Origin of the sequence: Burkholderia sp. HI2500 (assembly GCF_002223055.1) — a bacterium.
In the GTDB taxonomy this organism is placed as follows: Bacteria; Pseudomonadota; Gammaproteobacteria; order Burkholderiales; family Burkholderiaceae; genus Burkholderia.
On record NZ_NKFL01000006.1, the window covers coordinates 250,024 to 266,434 of the forward strand.

Here is a 16,411-nt window from a genome sequence, read left to right on the forward strand (position 1 = left end):
CGTCGGCACCGTTGTCGCGCGCACGCGTCGGCGTGCGCCGTCGTTTCTCGAACGGTACCGGCGCGCAGCGCCGCCTGCCGAGACCTCGATGACCGACTCCGTGCCCGACCCCAGCCCTTTATCCCCGTTACCCGCCAACCTGTTCCGCCATGTCCCGTTCCAGCGTTTCTGGGGCACGCGCGTCATGTCTTCCCTGGCTTTCCAGATCCTGTCGGTTGCCATCGGCTGGTACGTCTATGCGCTCACGCACAGCGCGTTCGCGCTCGGTCTCGTCGGCCTCGCGCAGTTCGTGCCGATGTTCGCGCTGACGCTCGTCGTCGGGCAGGTGGCCGACCGCTACGATCGTCGACGCATCGCGACGATCTGCCAGGGCGTCGAGGCGCTGGCCGCCGGCGTGTTCCTGCTCGGCGCCACGCAAGGGTGGCTGGCCGCACCGGCCGTGTACGCGCTCGCGGCGATCGTCGGCACGGCCCGCGCGTTCGAGTCGCCGTCGGTGTCGTCGCTGCTGCCGGCCGTCGTGCCGCGTACCGACCTGCCGCGCGCAACCGCGCTGTCGACGTCCGCGAACCAGGCCGCGCAGATCCTCGGGCCCGCGTTCGGCGGGCTGCTGTATGGCGTGGGCGCGCCCGCCGCGTTCGGCACGAGCGTCGTTGCATTCGCGATCGCGGCGGTGCTGAGCGGCACGATTCCGCTGCGCAGTGCGCCGCCCGCCCGCGAGCCGGTCACGCTGCGCTCGGTGTTTTCGGGGATCGCGTTCATCCGGCGCGAGCCGGCGATTCTCGGCGCGCTGTCGCTCGACCTGTTCGCGGTGCTGTTCGGCGGCGCGACCGCGCTGCTGCCGATCTACGCGCGCGACATCCTGCAGGTCGGCCCGTGGGGGTTCGGCGCGCTGCGTGCGGCGCCTGCGGTCGGCGCGCTCGCGGGCACGCTGTGGCTCACGCGGTTCCCGCTGAAGGGGCGCCCGGGTCGCGCGATGTTCGGCGGCGTGATCGCATTCGGCATCGCGACGATCGTGTTCGGGTTGTCGCGGCACTTCGCGCTGTCGCTCGTGGCGCTGGCCGCGCTCGGCGCGTCGGACGTCGTCAGCGTCGTCGTGCGGCTGTCGCTCGTGCAACTGCGTACGCCCGACGACATGCTCGGGCGCGTGAGCGCGGTCAATTCGCTGTTCATCGGTACGTCGAACCAGCTCGGCGAATTCGAGTCGGGCGTGACGGCCGCGTGGTGGGGCGCGCCGGCGGCGATCGTCGTGGGTGGCGCCGCGACGATTGCGGTCGCGCTCACGTGGATGCGGTTGTTCCCGCAACTGCGAAACATGACTTCGCTGGAACGAGAGCGCTGAGGCAATACCGACGCCGTTTTTGCGATCGTGTGGGTGGCCGGCGCGTAACGGTTGACGGTCAGGCGCCGGCGTCGCGCGCGACCCGCACGGCCGTGCCGTAGCAGATGACTTCCGTGACGCCCGCCCCGATCTCGGTCGAGTCGTAGCGCATCGCGACGATCGCATTCGCGCCGAGCTTGCGCGCGTCGCCGAGCATTTTGTCGAACGCTTGCTGGCGCGCCTTCTCGCACAGTGACGTATACAGCGTGATGTTGCCGCCGAAGAGGGTTTGCAGCGACGCGCCGAACGAGCCGACGATCGAGCGCGAGCGCACGATGATCCCCTGTGCGACGCCGAGCGAGCGGACGGTCGTGTGGCCGGGCAGGTCGAATGCGGTCGTGACGCGTTCGGGCGTGAGATCGTCGAACGAGCGGGAGATATCGGTCATGGCATTGCACCGTGTTGCAGAAGTGAGCGAATGACGATTCTATCTGGAACGGCAAACGGGTTCGGCCGGGTTCGAACGGGCGCGCCCGCACCACGCGCCCGTTCCACCGCCCCCGGCCGTCGCCGGGTCAACGCTTGACGGTCGCGCTGCCATCCCCGCCGAGATCGACCGCGTAGGCCAGCGCCAGCTTGCCAAACTTCAGCGCATGATTCGCCTGCCGATCCGAATTCTCCAGCGTGTCGTTCACGGTGTGGATATACGGGCTGTCGTTCTGGTCGGCCTCGAACGGGAACGACGCCGGATACCCTTGCGCATTCCACGACGCGTGATCCGAGCACGCATACCCGCACTGCGACGTGCCGATCGCGAGTTCCGGCAGGTAGGTCTTCGCCAGATTCGTCAGGTAGGTGTTCTGCGACGCGTTCGTGTAGTCGGTGATCAGGTAGATATCCTTCGGATCGCCCTTGTAGTTCGTCATGTCGAGCTGCAGCACGCCGACCACGTTCGCATTCTGCGCGCGGAACTGCTTCGCGATCGCTTTCGAGCCGAGCAGCCCGGCTTCCTCGGCTGCGTACCCGACGAACTTGATCGTGCGCTTCGGCTTGTAGTTGTTCGCCAGCAGCACGCGCAGCGCTTCGGTGAGGCTGGCGATGCCCGACGCATCGTCATCCGCCCCGGGCGAGCGCGTGTTCTCCGTCGTGCGGCCGACCGTCGAATCGAGGTGGCCGCCCAGCACGACGGTGCCCGCGGCCGGATCGCTGCCGCGAATCGTCAGGATCACGGATTTCTGCGGAAAGCCGGTGTGCGCGAACTGTTCGACGGTGATGTCGGCGCGCGAGCCCGCCAGCTGCTTCCACTGCAGTGCGAGCCAGTCCGATGCGGCGACGCCGTGCGACGTCGTGTAGTAGCGGTTCGTGAAGCCGGACAGCGACGTGATCGTGCCGACGATGTTGCTGGCCTGCAGCTGCTGGACCCACGCGCCGATCTGCGGCGCGTTCGATACCTTGTACACGGAGGCGGCGGCCTGTTTCGCGAGCGTCGGCGGCAACGGCTGCAGCGCCTGGCGCGCGTCGTCGAACGAGTCGTGCACGACATAGCCGGGCCCGTGGCCGCGCGTATGGTGGACGGCGTGGGCCAGCTCGCCGAGCCGTGAATCGTCGATTTCGACGACGTGAACGGTTTCGCGACGCGCGACGCCGTCGGCCGTCTTGCCGGTGTCGAGGGTCGTGCTGTATTGCGCGGTGGCGCCGGCGTCGATGCGTTGCAACTGGCGGAACGCCGCGTCGCCGAGTGTGATCCACACCGGCGTCGCGTGCGCGGCGGCGGTCAGCAGCATGCCGCCCAGCGCGGCGCTCAGGCGGGTCAGTTTCAGAGTAGGCATGTTCGATCTCGTGAGGATGGCGATGTCGAGGAAGAGGGCGCGCCGCAGGTCGTGCGAGGCGCCCCCGCCTGCTGCGGAATTACGACTTCTTCGGTACGGTCACGCCGTACGTGCAACTCTGGTTGTACGCATTGCCGATCGCGGTCAGCTGCGCGCTGCTGTAGCCGAGCGCGGACGCTGCCGTCAGCACGGCCTGCGCGGCGGCCTTCTGGTTGGTCGAGCTGTTGGTCATCGACAACCCTTTCAGGAACGCCTTGTCCATCGCCTGCGCACCGATCGCATCGCGCGCGACGAGGTTGCACGACGCCCAGTACTGGCCGGCCGTATGGATCTCCGCGCCGCGTGCCTGCGCGTAGGTGCGCCCGACGTTCCAGTTGGTCACGCGGCCGCCCCAGAACTCGTTGTGGCCGTCCCAGTTGTAGACCCAGTGGTATTGGGCATCCGACGGGCTCCACTGGTTGAAGTCGCGGCTGTACGCGGCGGCGAGATAGTCGCCGGTGCCTTCCGACAGTCCTTCCTGTTGCGACAGGCCGCCGTTCGTCACCCAGTCGTGGATGCCGTGGCCGAGCTCGTGGATCACGACGTCCGCATCCTCCGCGTCGTCGACGCCGCCTTGCCCGAAGGTCAGCCGGCCGCTGCTCGACGAGTACGACGAGTTGTCGTCGCCCGATTCGCCGTGCGGGTCGTACTGCACGCCGCCGGTGTACTGGTACGGCATCGCCTTGATGCCGAGCGTCTGGTTCACGTAACGCAGGAACGTGTCGATGTGGTAGTACACGTTCACGGCCTCGAAATACAGGTTGCCGCGCGTGAACTCGAACGCGGGCGTCGACTGCACGGGGCACGCCTTGTCGAGCGGCGCGTCGAAATCGATGCACGACGCGTACGGGCCCGTCAGCGTGTAGCGCCCGCCCGACTGCGCGAGATCCTTCAAGGTCACGCGCACGCGTGCAGCGGTGAGCTGCGAAGAGTCAGCGTCGTTGCTGTCCTTGAATCCCGTGCTGCCGTAGCTGCTCCTGGTCGGCGACAGCGGGTCGGGCCGGAACACGAAGCCCGTGCCGTCGGTCGCATAGAACGCCTTGTCCTCGGCGCGCAGCACGTCGCCGCTGCCCGCGTCGATCAGCAGCTCCCAGTCGCCTTTCGGGCCGTCGTTCGGGCGGCCGCGCACTTTCCACGCGGTATGCGTGCCGGTCTTGTCGACGAACGCGACGAGCTGCGCATCCAGGTTCGTGAAGCCGCTCACGCCGAGATACGCGCGGGCGCGATCGAGCGCCTGCTGCTGGTCGACGGCCTGCGACTTGCGCGACGTCGCGACCACGCCGTTGATCGTGTTGCTCGCGACGTACAGGATGCGACCGTCCTTCGCGACCGTTACCGCGATATCGCTCCCGTACACGGGCAAGCCGGCTGCCTGTTGCTGCAGGCGCACGACGGTGAAATCGGCATCGTTGCGCTCCGACGTGACGACGAGGCTCGCGAGCGCGGTCGCATCGAGCCCGAGCTGCGCGGCCTGCGACGCGACGAAGTCGCGCGCGGTGGCGGCGGGCGTCGTGGCGGTCTTCTTCGCGCGATACGCGGGGTTGTACAGCGTGACGGCGACGCCGTCTGCGCGGAACTGCCCGGCGGCCGTATCGGCCTTGGCGGCCGGCGGCGCGACGCCGCGCGTCAGGCTTTCGCGCAGGCTCGTTGCTTGCGGGTTCGACACTTTCGTATCGGCCGCGGTGCCGCCGACGATGCCGAAACCGAGCGCGAGACCCAGGGCGAGCGGCAGTGCTTTGCGTGATGTCTGCATACGTGATCCTCATCTCAACGGTTGGATACGCCCGCGCGTTCGTGGCGCGCAGGCACGACACGGCCCGCGCGCCGGCGCGATGGCGCCGGTGCGGCGAAGCGGTGTTGGGAGCGTCGACTGACTAAGGAACCCTAAATGTCAGGTCGAAAAGAAACAGGCAGGCGAAGAGGGGGAGAAGCGGGAGAAGAAGCGAACGGCAGGCAGGTGCGGCGACGGCGAAGCGAGCATCGTCATGTCATACCCCTCGGATCGGATCGATATCGGCGGCAGCCCGCATGGCGCGACGCACGTCGCGATGCGGCATGCATGTCGTTAGGCTGCCTATCTAACTTTTTTTGGTATGTTACAGAATATTTTCAACGACATTCCAATTTATTTTCGACGACCGCTTCGGTCCGTCGATCAATCGCCGGCATTGTTCAGCAAGCGGCAGGAATCGCTGCCCGAACGCACAATTCCGCGCCGGATTGTGTGTGAAACCGGCGACGATCAGCGCGTCGCGCGCCGGTCGTTGCGCGGGCTCAGCCCGAATCGCGTGCGATATGTGCGCGAGAAATGCGACGGCGATTCGAACCCGCACGCGACGCAAACCGACGTGATGCTCATGTCCGTCTGCTGCAGCAGTTCACGCGCGCGATCGAGGCGCAGGTTCAGGTAGAAATGCGTCGGCGTGTCGTTCAGCGTCGCGCTGAACAGCCGTTCGAGCTGGCGGCGCGTGATCGACACCTCCTGCGCGAGTGCATCGGAGCCGAGCGGGGTTTCCATGTGCCGCTGCATCGTGCCGATCACCTGGATCAGCTTGCGGTTGTGCACGCCGTAGCGTGCGGCGATCTCGAGCCGCTGGCTGTCGGAGCGCTGCCGGATCCGGCTGACGACGAACTGCTCGGAGATCGCCGCCGCGAGATCGGCGCCATGCCGCCGCCCGATCAGGTCGAGCATCATGTCGATCGACGCGGTGCCGCCCGCGCACGTGATGCGCCGGTCGTCGATCTCGAACAGCTCCTGCGTCGCGTTCAGCCCGGGGTAGCGTTCGCGGAACGCGGCCAGTGCTTCCCAGTGCAGCGTGAGCGGCTGCGATGCGTCGAACAGCCCGGCTTCCGCGAGCACGAAGCTGCCCGTGTCGATACCGCCGAGCGTTGCACCATGACGGTGCTGGCGGCGCAGCCAGTCGCCGATCGCGCGGGTGTAGCACACGAGCGGATCGAAACCCGCGACGACGAACACCGTATCGACCTTGTCGACCTCCGCGCACGCGGCCTCGGCGGCGACCGGTATGCCGTTGCTCGCGGCGACGGGCGCGCCGTCGGCGCTGATCACGTGCCAGCGATAGAGCTCGGTGCGAAAGCGGTTCGCGACGCGCAGCGGCTCGACCGCGGACATGAAGCCGAGTGCGGAGAAGCCGGGCAGCAGCAGGAAATGGAAATCCTCGGGCATCGGGGCAAGAGATGGAATCGGGTAGTCGTCGTCGCGCATCGTGCGCGGCAGCGAGCGGACGGGCAGGCGCCGCGGCCGGCTCGCGCGCGCCGAACGGTCAGCGGGAGATTATCGCGGGTTTTGCGCGGGCTCAGCGCGTTTTTGCGTCGCGCACGGCCCGGCGCGCGGTGGTCGACGGCAACTCGCCGAACTGCGCCTTGTACGCGCTCGCGAAATGCCCGAGATGCATGAAGCCCCAGCGCGCGGCCGCGTCGCTGATCGGCAGGTCGGCCTGCCGCGTATCGAGCAGCATCCGCCGCACTTGCGACAGGCGCAGCGAGCGCACGTAATTCAACGGGCTGGTCTGCACGACTGACTGGAAGCTGTTCTGCATCGTGCGCCGGCTCACGCGCAATTGCGTGCACAGGCTCAGTACGTCGACCGGTGCTTCGGGATGGCCGATCACGTAGTCGTGCACGCGGCGCACGATGTCGGCGCGACAGGCGTGCGTGAGACGGTTCGAAGGTTCGGGAATCCGGTACGTGAGGAGATCGACGAGCACGTTGCCGATCTCGCCGCGCAGTTCGCGCTGCGCGCGTGCGTCGCGGTAGGCGTCGGGTGCCGCCAGCACGCGCTCGAGTTGCGTGGCGACCTGCACGCTCGCGCGCATCAGCACGGCGGTGGGCATGTCGACGACGCCGCGCCGCAACGTGGCTTCGTCGACGCGCACATCGGCCGCATCCTCGACCTGCTGCATCAGCGCGCGATCGGCGACGACACCGATCAGCGACATGTCGTCGGGTGAATGCAGCTCGAACGGCGCACCGCCGCGCGCCATCACCATCGTGCCGCGCTCGATGCGCGCACCACCGAATGCGAATGCACCCGAGCCGGTGAGCGGCATGCCGAACACCGTATGGTCGTGCGGCAGTCTTCCGCGCTGGATGATGCGCACGTTGGCGGCTTCCTGGAACAGCTGCATGCCGTCCAGCACCGCATGCTTGACCGCGCTGCGATACGCGCCGGAGCCGATCTGGTCGTAGCGCTGGTTCCAGCCGCGCAGCGCCTCGGCATGCCGGTCCGCGTTGTCGAACCTCTCGTGAAACACGAACACAGCGCCTCCGGGTGCGTCGATCAGGACCGCGCAAGATTAAACCGACCGCCTGGTCGGCGCAATAAGGGGGAGCGCTATTCCGCGCGCATTTGTCAGAGGGTCGGAAGCGTCCGGCCGGCGCGGCTTTCAGGCGGTTTTCCAATATCCCGAATCGGCAAGCACGCGGTGCCGGTCCGGGTGCTGACCGGATTTATTGTCGAACTACAGTCGCCCCACATCACGTGATTCCCCAACTGGAGGCGACATGAGGACAAGGCGACGAACCGCGGTGCTCGCGGCGACGCTGGCGTTCGCGGCGGCATGGGCCGGCAGCGCGAACGCGACGGAAAAGCCGGAGGAACTGGTCGTGCAGAAGATGCCGCCATGGCATCCGCACGAGGTCTATATCGTCGACATCTCGATGCCGTCGATGACCGACGGACGCATCTACGTATATGACGCCGATGCGAAGAAACTGCTCGGCCAGATCGACGGCGGCTTCGGCCCGGGCTTCGCGATTTCGCCCGACCACAAGACGAGCTTCGTCGCGACGACCTACTTCTCGCGCGGCTCGCACGGCACGCGCACCGACGTCGTCGAGATGACCGACAACACGACGCTCGATCATGCGGGCGAGATCGTGATTCCGGCAAAGCATGCGCAGCATGTGCCGTCGCCGTACAACACCACGTTCAGCGCGGACGGCAAGCGGCTGTACGTCGCGAACATCACGCCGGCGGCCTCGGTGACGGTGATCGACGCGGTGTCGAAGCAGGTGCTGTCGGAGATCGACACGGCGGCCTGCGTGCTCGCGTATCCGTCGGGCAACGACCGCTTCACCGCGCTGTGCGAAAGCGGCAAGGCGCTGACCGTCACGCTCGATGCGAACGGCAAGGAAGCGAAGCGCACGATGTCGGAGGCGTTCATCGACGTCGACAAGGATCCGGCGTTCGTGAACGCGTCGCGCTACCAGGGCGCCTATCTGTTCACGACGTACGGCGGCAACGTGCGCAGCGCGGATTTCAGCGGCGACAAGCCCGCGTTCGGCAAGCCGTGGCCGCTCGTGACGGATGCCGAGCGCGCCGAAGGCTGGCGCCCGGGCGGCATGCAGCAGACGGCCGTGCAGGCCCGGCAAAACCGCTACTACGTGCTGATGCACAAGGGCGGCGACGGCTCGCACAAGGATCCCGGCACGCAGGTGTGGGTGGTCGACCTGAAGTCGAAGCAGCGTGTCGCGCGTTGGGATCTCGCGCAGCAGAAGGTCGATCCGCTCGTGTCGATCCAGGTCAGCGAGGACGACAAGCCGCTGTTCTATGGGCTGACGGCGACGTCCGACCTCGTCGTGATGGATGCGCGCACCGGCAAGCTGCAGCACGTCGAGAAGCAGATCGGCAACACGTCGTCGCTGCTCGTCAACCCGTGAGGCCGCGATGACGATCGATCCCGTACTTGCCACCAGCGCGCAGGCCGGCGCTGCCGTCGTCGTGCTGCTCGGCGCGTTCGCGAAGATGCGGCGGCCCGCCGCGTTCAGCCAGGCGCTCGCCGGCTACCGGCTGCTGCCCGACGCGCTGACCGCGCCCGTCGCGTTCGCGATTCCGCTCGCGGAAGCGATCGGCGCCGCGGCGCTGCTGTTTCCCGATACGCGCACGGCCGGCGCGATCGGTCTGGTCGCGCTGCTCGTGGCCTTCGCCGCCGCGATTGCGATCAATCTCGTGCGCGGCCACACCGACATCGACTGCGGCTGCTCCGGCTTCGCGGCGGCGCGCGCGGATGCGCCGCGCGGCATCGGCTGGCTGCACGTCGGGCGCGCGCTGCTGCTCGCCGCGCTGGCCGCGACCGCGCTCGTCGAGCCGGGTGCACGCGCGGTCGTGTGGTTCGACTACCTGACGCTGTTCTTCTCCGTGCTGCTGATCGTCTGCGCATTGCTCACCGTCGACGTGCTGCTCGCCAACCTACCGCGCCTTTCCCACTTGAGGAATTCATGATGCAAACCGCTCTCACCGTTTCCACCGCGCTGCTGTGGGTGGCCGTCGTCGCGCTCGGCGCGATCTGTCTCGCGCTCGTGCGCCAGATCGGCATCCTGTACGAACGCATCATGCCGGCCGGCGCGTTGATGATCGACAAGGGGCCGGCGGTCGGCGCGATCGCGCCGACGTTCGAACTGACCGACATTCGCGGCGCGCAGGTGAAGGTCGGCGGCTTCGATGCGTCGGGCAAGGCGACGCTGCTGTTCTTCCTGTCGCCGACGTGCCCCGTCTGCAAGAAGTTGCTGCCGCTGCTGCCGTCGCTGCAGGCGAGCGAATCGACGCCGGTGAACATCGTGCTCGCGAGCGATGGCGATGCCGACGAACACACGCGCTTCGCACGCAAGCACGACCTCGGGCGCTTCCCGTACGTGCTGTCGCAGGAGCTTGGCCTCGCGTACCAGATCGGCAAGCTGCCGTACGCGGTGCTGCTCGACGAAACCGGCACGGTGCGAGCGAAGGGGCTCGTCAATACGCGCGAGCATCTCGAGAGCCTGTTCGAAGCGAAGGAGCGCGGCGTTGCATCCCTGCAGCAGTTCGTGCACGGCGATCACGGCCACGACCACGACCACGACGCGCACGCGCAGCACGCATGACCGGCCGCCCCTCTTTCAACGTCAAGGGAGAACAACGACATGGGCCTGTTTGATTCATGGTTCGAGCGGTCGGCGCGCGGCGTCGCGCAGCACAGTTCGCGGCGCAGCGCGATGGCGAAGCTCGGCAAGGTGCTGGTGGGATCGGCGCTGCTGCCGCTGCTGCCCATCGATCGCACCGCGTATGCGGCCGATGCGGCATCGGGTGCGTCGGCTGCGTCCGGGGGCGCCGCGACGGCGGCGAGCGACGATCCGATGAGCTGCGACTACTGGAAATACTGCGCGATCGACGGGTGGCTGTGCAGTTGCTGCGGCGGCACGTCGAGCAGCTGCCCGCCGGGCACGACGCCTTCGCCGATTACGTGGATCGGCACCTGCCGTAACCCGCACGACGGTTCGGACTACATCGTGTCGTACAACGACTGCTGCGGCAAGACATCGTGCGGAAAATGCTTCTGCAACCGCAACGAGCGCGAGAAGCCGCTGTACAAGCTGTCGCTGAACAACGACATCAACTGGTGCATGGCCAACGGAAATTCGAACTATCACTGTTCGGTTTCGGTTCTGCTGGGAGCGGCAAAACAATGAAAGGGAAGCAGGCAGGGAAGTTCGCCGTCGCATGCATGACGGCCGTGACGGCCTTCGCGTTGCCGGCCGCCGCCGGCGCGCAGGAAACCGTGCATTACCCGGCCGGCAAGAGTCTGTTCGACGCGCAGTGCGCGGTATGCCACCAGGCGGGCGGCAAGGGGCAGGACGGCCTCGCGCCGCCGCTGACCGAGTATCCGGGCAAGTACGCGACGGCCGAGCCGGGGCGCGCGCAACTGGTCGCAACGTTGCTGCACGGGATGTTCGGCGAGATCAAGGTGCGCGACAAGCACTACAACTTCAAGATGCCGTCGTTTGCGAGCGCGAGCGATGACGACATCGCGCACGTGCTCAACTACGTCGTGTTCGATCTCAACGCGCAGCATGGTGACGCGAAGCCGTTCACGGCGGCTGATATCCGTGCGGCGCGCGCGAAGGCGATGGATGGCACGGCCGTTCATGCGCAACGCGAAGTCGTCATCAAGGGGCTCGGCCTGTGACGCTCGCGTGCGCGCCCCGTGTTGGCGACGCCGCGGCCCGCACGCGGTGTGCGATGTCGTCGTGGCTCGGCAGCGTGTCGCGTCGGCTGTCGTCGTTGCTGATGCTGGCCGGAGCAGTCGCAGGTTTGACCACGGCACCCGTGCATGCCGAAGGCGCGGCCGACGCGGCGCTCGCGCGCCAGCACTGGGTGCTCAACTGCATGGGCTGCCATACGGCGACGGGCGGCGGCATCCCCGGCAAGGTGCCGCCGCTCGCCAACTCGCTCGGCTATTTCACGCATCTGCCGGCCGGGCGCGAGTACGTGATGCGCGTGCCCGGCGCGTCGAATTCGGCGCTGTCGGACCAGGATCTCGCCGACGTGCTCAACTGGGTACTCACGACCATGAACCGCGACGCACTGCCGCGCGACTTCAAGCCTTATACGGCCGCCGAAGTCGCCGCGCACCGCCGTCCCGCCTTGTCCGACGTCGCGACCGTGCGCGCCGGCCTCGTGCGCGCGTTGCAGGCGCGCGGGATCGACGGCGTCACGGATCGCTATTGACCGACTCATTCAGGAAAACGAGGAATCAGGAAGATGGAGACGAACGAACATTTCCCGCTGCTCGACGCCACGCGCGCGTTTCTCGCGAAGCCGAAGAAGATGCTGATCGGCGCCGAGTGGTGCGACGCAGCGTCGGGCCGCCAGCTCGACGTCGTGAACCCGGCCGACGGCACCGTGCTCGCGCACGTGCCCGAAGCGGACGAGCACGACGTGCAGCAGGGCGTCGCCGCTGCGCGGCGCGCATTCGACGCGGGGCCGTGGCGCACCGCGAAGACCACCGACCGCGAGCGCCTGCTGCTCGCGCTCGCCGACCTGATCGAAGCGAATGCGCGCGAGCTGGCGGAGATCGAGTCGCTCGACAACGGCAAGCCCGTGATGGTGGCGCAGGGGCTCGACGTCGCGATGGCCGCGCAGTGCTTCCGCTACATGGCCGGCTGGGCGACGAAGATCGAAGGCAGCGTGATCGACGCGGGCATGCCTTACATGCCGGACAGCGAGATCTTCACCTATACGCGCAAGGAGCCCGTCGGCGTGGTCGGTGCGATCATTCCGTGGAATTTCCCGCTGCTGATGGCCGCGTGGAAGCTTGCGCCCGCACTGGCCACGGGCTGCACCGTGGTGTTGAAGCCCGCGGAAGATACGCCGCTCAGCGCGTTGCGCCTCGGCGAGCTGATTCAGGCGGCCGGCTTTCCCGACGGCGTCGTCAATATCGTCACCGGTTACGGTCACACGGCCGGCGCCGCGCTGTCGCGCGATCCGCGCGTCGACAAGATCGCATTCACGGGCTCGACGCAGACGGGCAAGACGATCGGCCACGCGGCGCTCGACAACATGACGCGGATGTCGCTCGAACTCGGCGGCAAGTCGCCGGTGATCGTGCTGCCCGACGTCGATCCCGACAAGGCCGCACTGGGCGTGGCGAACGCGATCTTCTTCAACCAGGGGCAGGTGTGCACGGCCGGGTCGCGCGCGTACATCCATGCGACGGTGTTTGACGACGTGATCGAGCGCGTCGCGAAGATCGCCGCGAGCCTGAAGATCGGCCCGGGGCTGGACCCGTCGACGCAGATCGGCCCGCTCGTCTCGGCGAAGCAGCGCCAGCGCGTGTGCGGCTATATCGACTCGGGCTTCGGCGAGGGCGCGCGCGCCGCCGCGGGCGGCCGGGCGATCGACGGCCCCGGCTTCTTCGTCGAACCCACCGTGCTGGTCGACACGACGCAGGCGATGCGCGTCGTGCGCGAGGAGATCTTCGGGCCGGTGCTCGTCGCGATGCCGTTCGACGACGTCGACACGGCCGTGCAGCTCGCCAACGACACGCCGTACGGCCTCGGCGCGAGCATCTGGTCGAACGACCTTTCCGCGATCCACAAGTTGATCCCGCGCATCGCGGCCGGCACGGTGTGGGTCAACTGCCACTCGCTGCTCGACAACGCGATGCCGTTCGGTGGGATGAAGCAGTCGGGTTTCGGTCGCGAACTCGGCCGTGCGGTGATCGACCAGTACACGGAAAGCAAGTCGGTGATGATGAACTACGCGTGAGCGTCGCGGCGGGTGCATGCGTTGCCGGCGGTTCGGCAACGCCCACGCATGGGGCAGCGACGCGAGACGTCACGCCCGAACCAGCACCACCCCGAGAATGAGGCACGCCGCGCCGGCCAGGCGGATCGGGCTGGCCGCATGCTGCTGGATGCCGAGCACGCCGAAGTGGTCGAACGCGAGCGCGCCGGTCATCTGCCCGACGACGATCAGCGCGAGCGTCGTCGCGGCGCCCAGTCGCGGCACCATCAGGATCGCGATGCCGACGAACACCGCGCCGAAGAACCCGCCGGTCCAGCTGAACCATGACGCGGCGCCGGTGGCGCCCCCGCTCAAGCGCGGATGCGGGGTCAGCAGCGCGACCGCGAGCATCGCGGCCAGGCCGACGAGGTAGCTGACCGAACCGGCCCACCACGGCGAGCCGAGCTGCGCACGGAGATTGGCGTTGAGCACCTGTTGCAACGCCACGCTGACGCCGGCGGCCACGACCAGAAGATAGGACAGGAGAGTAGTCACGACGAGGCAGGCTCCGGCGAAGTGGCCGTGACGGCGGCTCCGGCACGGCAGGCTTCCATTCTGGAAAGCGCGACGGTATAACGCAAATATCAAATCAGGCGCTTATCCATCTCTTTTCGGCATGCCATCCCTGAGGCAAATCCAGTATTTCCTGACCGTGGCCGATCTCGGCGGCTTCACGCCGGCCGCGAGCGCGCTCCACGTCGCGCAGTCGGCGCTCAGCCGGCAGATCGGTCAACTGGAAGACGAGCTGGGGTTTCCGCTGTTCGACCGGGAGCCGAGAGGGGTACGACTCACGCCGGCCGGCGCGCTCTATCGCGATCGCGTGGCGTCGATTCCGGCGACCCTGACCGCCGCGGCCGACGAGGGCGCGCAGTTGTCGCGCGGCGAAGCGGGCGTCTTGCGGCTCCTGCATTCGAGCACCGTTCCCGTCGGCAGCCTGATGCCGGTGCTCGAGCGCTTCATGCGCGCGTGTCCGGGCGCACGGATCGATCTCGACCGCGCGTCGTCCGAGGATCAGGTGCTGGAGATCGCGAACGGCAACGCCGATATCGGGATCGTTCGTCTGCCGGTGCTGCGCCGCGATTCGCGCGTGCGCTTCGTCGAGCTCGCGGCCGAGCGTCTGTGTGCGGCGGTGCCGGCCGATCATCCGCTGGCGGGCCGCAAGCGCATGGCGATCTCGCGACTGCGGCACGAACCGTTCGTATCGGCCGTCTATCGGGAGCGGGGCGGGCTCGCGCGCGTCGTGATCGATCTTTGCCTGAAGCGCGGCTTCGTGCCGGCGATCGCCCGGATCGTGTCGCCGAAGACGTCGATGCTGAATCTCGTCGCGGCCGGGCACGGCGTCGCGATCGTGCCGGAACGGATGGCGAGTCTCGGGATCGACGGCGTCGTCTTCGTGCCGATTTCCGATGAAGACGCCAGGTCGGTGTGCGCGCTGGTGTTGCCGGTCGCGCCGACGGTGCTGGCGGATGCGTTCGTGCGGGTGATCGGGGCATAAAAAAACGCCAACCCGTAACGTCACGGGTTGGCGTTTCGCGTGGCGATGACCGGTATCAGAACTGGTTCATCGTGTTGTCCTTGCCGGCCGCCTTCAGCGCTGCTTCGCCGCTGAAGTATTCCTTGTGATCGTCACCGATGTCCGAGCCGGACATGTTCTGGTGCTTCACGCAGGCGATACCCTGGCGGATTTCCTTGCGCTGCACGCCGGCCACGTAGCCCAGCATGCCCTGGTCGCCGAAGTATTCCTTGGCCAGGTTGTCGGTCGACAGCGCGGCGGTGTGGTACGTCGGCAGCGTGATCAGGTGATGGAAGATGCCGGCTTCACGCGATGCATCGGCCTGGAACGTACGGATCTTCTCGTCGGCCAGCTTGGCCAGTTCCGTGTCGTCGTATTCCACGCTCATCAGCTGCGCACGGTCGTAAGCCGACACGTCCTTGCCCTCGGCCTTCAGCGCGTCGTACGCCTGCTGGCGGAAGTTCAGCGTCCAGTTGAACGACGGGCTGTTGTTGTACACCAGCTTCGCGTTCGGGATGACCTTGCGGATTTCGCTGACCATGCCGCCGATCTGGGCGATGTGCGGTTTTTCGGTTTCGATCCACAGCAGGTCGGCGCCGTTCTGCAGCGACGTGATGCAGTCGAGCACGCAGCGCGCTTCGCCCGTGCCGGCGCGGAACTGGAACAGGTTGCTCGGCAGGCGCTTCGGACGCAGCAGCTTGCCGTCGCGCTTGATGACCACGTCACCGTTGCCCAGCTGGTCGGCCGACAGTTCTTCGCAGTCGAGGAAAGCGTTGTACTGGTCGCCCAGGTCGCCCGGCGTGTTGGTCACGGCGATCTGCTTGGTCAGGCCGGCGCCCAGCGAGTCGGTACGGGCGACGATGATGCCGTCGTCCACGCCCAGCTCCAGGAACGCGTAGCGAATCGCGCGGATCTTCGCGAGGAAGTCCTCGTGCGGCACCGTGACCTTGCCGTCCTGGTGGCCGCACTGCTTCTCGTCGGACACCTGGTTTTCGATCTGGATGCAGCATGCGCCTGCTTCGATGAACTGCTTGGCCAGCAGGTACGTGGCTTCCGCGTTGCCGAAACCGGCGTCGATGTCGGCGATGATCGGCACGACGTGCGTGACGTGGTTGTCGATCTTCTCCTGGATCGCGGCCTTCGCCGTGGCGTCCTTGGCGGCGTCGAGTTCGCGGAACAGGCCGCCGAGCTCACGGGCGTCGGCCTGGCGCAGGAACGTGTACAGCTCGCGGATCAGCGCGCTGACCGAGGTCTTTTCGTGCATCGACTGGTCCGGCAGCGGGCCGAACTCGGAGCGCAGCGCAGCGACCATCCAGCCGGACAGGTACAGGTAGCGGCGTTCGGTGCTGTTGAAGTGCTTCTTGATGGAGATCATCTTCTGCTGGCCGATGAAGCCGTGCCAGCAACCCAGCGACTGCGTGTACTTGGCCGGATCGGCGTCGTAGGCGGCCATGTCGGCGCGCATGATCTTCGCGGTGTACTTGGCGATGTCCAGGCCCGTCTTGAACTTGTTCTGGGCACGCATGCGGGCGGCGTACTCGGGGCTGATCGCATTCCACGCGCTGCCGTGGTTTTCCTTCAAACCGGCAACTGCCTTGATGTCGTCTTGATACTGGGCCATGTCAATCTCCTGGGAGCAAAGCGCGTTTGAG

General features: G+C 67.2%; 16 protein-coding genes. 9 read left to right on the top strand and 7 right to left on the bottom strand.

Going from position 1 to position 16,411, the window contains the following annotated elements; genetic code table 11:
* Positions 1–88 precede the first annotated feature (88 nt).
* Entirely contained in the window at positions 89–1,339 is a 1,251-nt protein-coding gene (locus CFB45_RS18870; protein ID WP_089429041.1) for an MFS transporter, read from the top strand.
* A gap of 58 nt (positions 1,340–1,397) precedes the next feature.
* Here the strand turns inward: CFB45_RS18870 and CFB45_RS18875 are convergent, their stop codons facing one another.
* From CFB45_RS18875 to CFB45_RS18895, 5 genes are all read right to left on the bottom strand, one after another.
* Positions 1,398–1,766, bottom strand: coding sequence for a YbjQ family protein (locus CFB45_RS18875; protein WP_069252350.1), 369 nt, complete (start codon positions 1,764–1,766; stop codon positions 1,398–1,400).
* A 127-nt stretch (positions 1,767–1,893) separates the two neighbouring features.
* Entirely contained in the window at positions 1,894–3,147 is a 1,254-nt protein-coding gene (locus CFB45_RS18880) for a M20/M25/M40 family metallo-hydrolase (protein WP_089426851.1), read from the bottom strand.
* A gap of 79 nt (positions 3,148–3,226) precedes the next feature.
* Entirely contained in the window at positions 3,227–4,939 is a 1,713-nt protein-coding gene (locus CFB45_RS18885; protein WP_089426852.1) for a M36 family metallopeptidase, read from the bottom strand.
* A gap of 489 nt (positions 4,940–5,428) precedes the next feature.
* On the bottom strand, positions 5,429–6,373 hold the full coding sequence (locus tag CFB45_RS18890; protein WP_089426853.1) for a GlxA family transcriptional regulator: 945 nt from the start codon (positions 6,371–6,373) through the stop codon (positions 5,429–5,431).
* A 130-nt stretch (positions 6,374–6,503) separates the two neighbouring features.
* Complete coding sequence (locus tag CFB45_RS18895) at positions 6,504–7,466, bottom strand: helix-turn-helix domain-containing protein (RefSeq protein WP_089426854.1); 963 nt, start codon at positions 7,464–7,466, stop codon at positions 6,504–6,506.
* A 244-nt stretch (positions 7,467–7,710) separates the two neighbouring features.
* Between CFB45_RS18895 and CFB45_RS18900 the strand changes: the two genes are divergently transcribed.
* Genes CFB45_RS18900 through CFB45_RS18930 form a run of 7 tightly spaced genes read left to right on the top strand, consistent with a single transcriptional unit; the run spans position 7,711 to position 13,228 of the window.
* On the top strand, positions 7,711–8,868 hold the full coding sequence (locus CFB45_RS18900; RefSeq protein WP_089426855.1) for an amine dehydrogenase large subunit: 1,158 nt from the start codon (positions 7,711–7,713) through the stop codon (positions 8,866–8,868).
* Between the two features lie 7 nt (positions 8,869–8,875).
* Positions 8,876–9,430, top strand: a complete 555-nt coding sequence (locus CFB45_RS18905; protein ID WP_089426856.1) for a MauE/DoxX family redox-associated membrane protein — start codon at positions 8,876–8,878, stop codon at positions 9,428–9,430.
* Positions 9,427–10,065: a methylamine dehydrogenase accessory protein MauD gene (gene mauD, locus CFB45_RS18910; RefSeq protein ID WP_089426857.1), complete on the top strand. Its 639-nt coding sequence runs from the start codon at positions 9,427–9,429 to the stop codon at positions 10,063–10,065. Before CFB45_RS18905 ends, mauD begins: the two co-directional genes overlap by 4 nt.
* A gap of 39 nt (positions 10,066–10,104) precedes the next feature.
* The gene (locus CFB45_RS18915; RefSeq protein ID WP_089426858.1) at positions 10,105–10,650 is read left to right on the top strand and encodes a methylamine dehydrogenase light chain; all 546 of its coding nucleotides are present in this window, start codon (positions 10,105–10,107) and stop codon (positions 10,648–10,650) included.
* The gene (locus CFB45_RS18920; protein WP_089426859.1) at positions 10,647–11,147 is read left to right on the top strand and encodes a c-type cytochrome; all 501 of its coding nucleotides are present in this window, start codon (positions 10,647–10,649) and stop codon (positions 11,145–11,147) included. The genes CFB45_RS18915 and CFB45_RS18920 overlap by 4 nt, the downstream gene beginning before the upstream one ends.
* Before the next feature lie 53 nt (positions 11,148–11,200).
* Positions 11,201–11,689, top strand: coding sequence for a c-type cytochrome (locus CFB45_RS18925; protein WP_089429042.1), 489 nt, complete (start codon positions 11,201–11,203; stop codon positions 11,687–11,689).
* A gap of 33 nt (positions 11,690–11,722) precedes the next feature.
* Positions 11,723–13,228 (top strand): aldehyde dehydrogenase family protein, encoded by a 1,506-nt coding sequence (locus tag CFB45_RS18930; protein ID WP_089426860.1) that lies wholly within the window; start codon positions 11,723–11,725, stop codon positions 13,226–13,228.
* Between the two features lie 69 nt (positions 13,229–13,297).
* On the opposite strand, the gene CFB45_RS18935 is transcribed toward CFB45_RS18930, so the two are convergent.
* Positions 13,298–13,741 (bottom strand): DMT family transporter, encoded by a 444-nt coding sequence (locus tag CFB45_RS18935; protein ID WP_089426861.1) that lies wholly within the window; start codon positions 13,739–13,741, stop codon positions 13,298–13,300.
* Between the two features lie 121 nt (positions 13,742–13,862).
* Between CFB45_RS18935 and CFB45_RS18940 the strand changes: the two genes are divergently transcribed.
* Entirely contained in the window at positions 13,863–14,741 is an 879-nt protein-coding gene (locus CFB45_RS18940; protein ID WP_089426862.1) for a LysR family transcriptional regulator, read from the top strand.
* Positions 14,742–14,796: 55 nt separating this feature from the next.
* Here CFB45_RS18940 and CFB45_RS18945 read toward each other — a convergent pair whose 3' ends face one another.
* Positions 14,797–16,380, bottom strand: coding sequence for an isocitrate lyase (locus tag CFB45_RS18945; protein WP_089426863.1), 1,584 nt, complete (start codon positions 16,378–16,380; stop codon positions 14,797–14,799).
* Between the last annotated feature and the right edge of the window lie 31 nt (positions 16,381–16,411).

What these genes read in the sequence shown, in the direction of transcription:
- CFB45_RS18905 (WP_089426856.1), top strand. Translation starts at nt 8,876, where the DNA reads ATGACGATCGATCCCGTACTTGCCACCAGCGCGCAGGCCGGCGCTGCC.
- CFB45_RS18900 (WP_089426855.1), top strand. Translation starts at nt 7,711, where the DNA reads ATGAGGACAAGGCGACGAACCGCGGTGCTCGCGGCGACGCTGGCGTTC.
- CFB45_RS18930 (WP_089426860.1), top strand. Translation starts at nt 11,723, where the DNA reads ATGGAGACGAACGAACATTTCCCGCTGCTCGACGCCACGCGCGCGTTT.
- CFB45_RS18870 (WP_089429041.1), top strand. Translation starts at nt 89, where the DNA reads ATGACCGACTCCGTGCCCGACCCCAGCCCTTTATCCCCGTTACCCGCC.
- mauD (WP_089426857.1), top strand. Translation starts at nt 9,427, where the DNA reads ATGATGCAAACCGCTCTCACCGTTTCCACCGCGCTGCTGTGGGTGGCC.
- CFB45_RS18875 (WP_069252350.1), bottom strand. Translation starts at nt 1,766, where the DNA reads ATGACCGATATCTCCCGCTCGTTCGACGATCTCACGCCCGAACGCGTC.
- CFB45_RS18885 (WP_089426852.1), bottom strand. Translation starts at nt 4,939, where the DNA reads ATGCAGACATCACGCAAAGCACTGCCGCTCGCCCTGGGTCTCGCGCTC.
- CFB45_RS18890 (WP_089426853.1), bottom strand. Translation starts at nt 6,373, where the DNA reads ATGCCCGAGGATTTCCATTTCCTGCTGCTGCCCGGCTTCTCCGCACTC.
- CFB45_RS18920 (WP_089426859.1), top strand. Translation starts at nt 10,647, where the DNA reads ATGAAAGGGAAGCAGGCAGGGAAGTTCGCCGTCGCATGCATGACGGCC.
- CFB45_RS18940 (WP_089426862.1), top strand. Translation starts at nt 13,863, where the DNA reads ATGCCATCCCTGAGGCAAATCCAGTATTTCCTGACCGTGGCCGATCTC.
- CFB45_RS18925 (WP_089429042.1), top strand. Translation starts at nt 11,201, where the DNA reads ATGTCGTCGTGGCTCGGCAGCGTGTCGCGTCGGCTGTCGTCGTTGCTG.
- CFB45_RS18880 (WP_089426851.1), bottom strand. Translation starts at nt 3,147, where the DNA reads ATGCCTACTCTGAAACTGACCCGCCTGAGCGCCGCGCTGGGCGGCATG.
- CFB45_RS18945 (WP_089426863.1), bottom strand. Translation starts at nt 16,380, where the DNA reads ATGGCCCAGTATCAAGACGACATCAAGGCAGTTGCCGGTTTGAAGGAA.
- CFB45_RS18915 (WP_089426858.1), top strand. Translation starts at nt 10,105, where the DNA reads ATGGGCCTGTTTGATTCATGGTTCGAGCGGTCGGCGCGCGGCGTCGCG.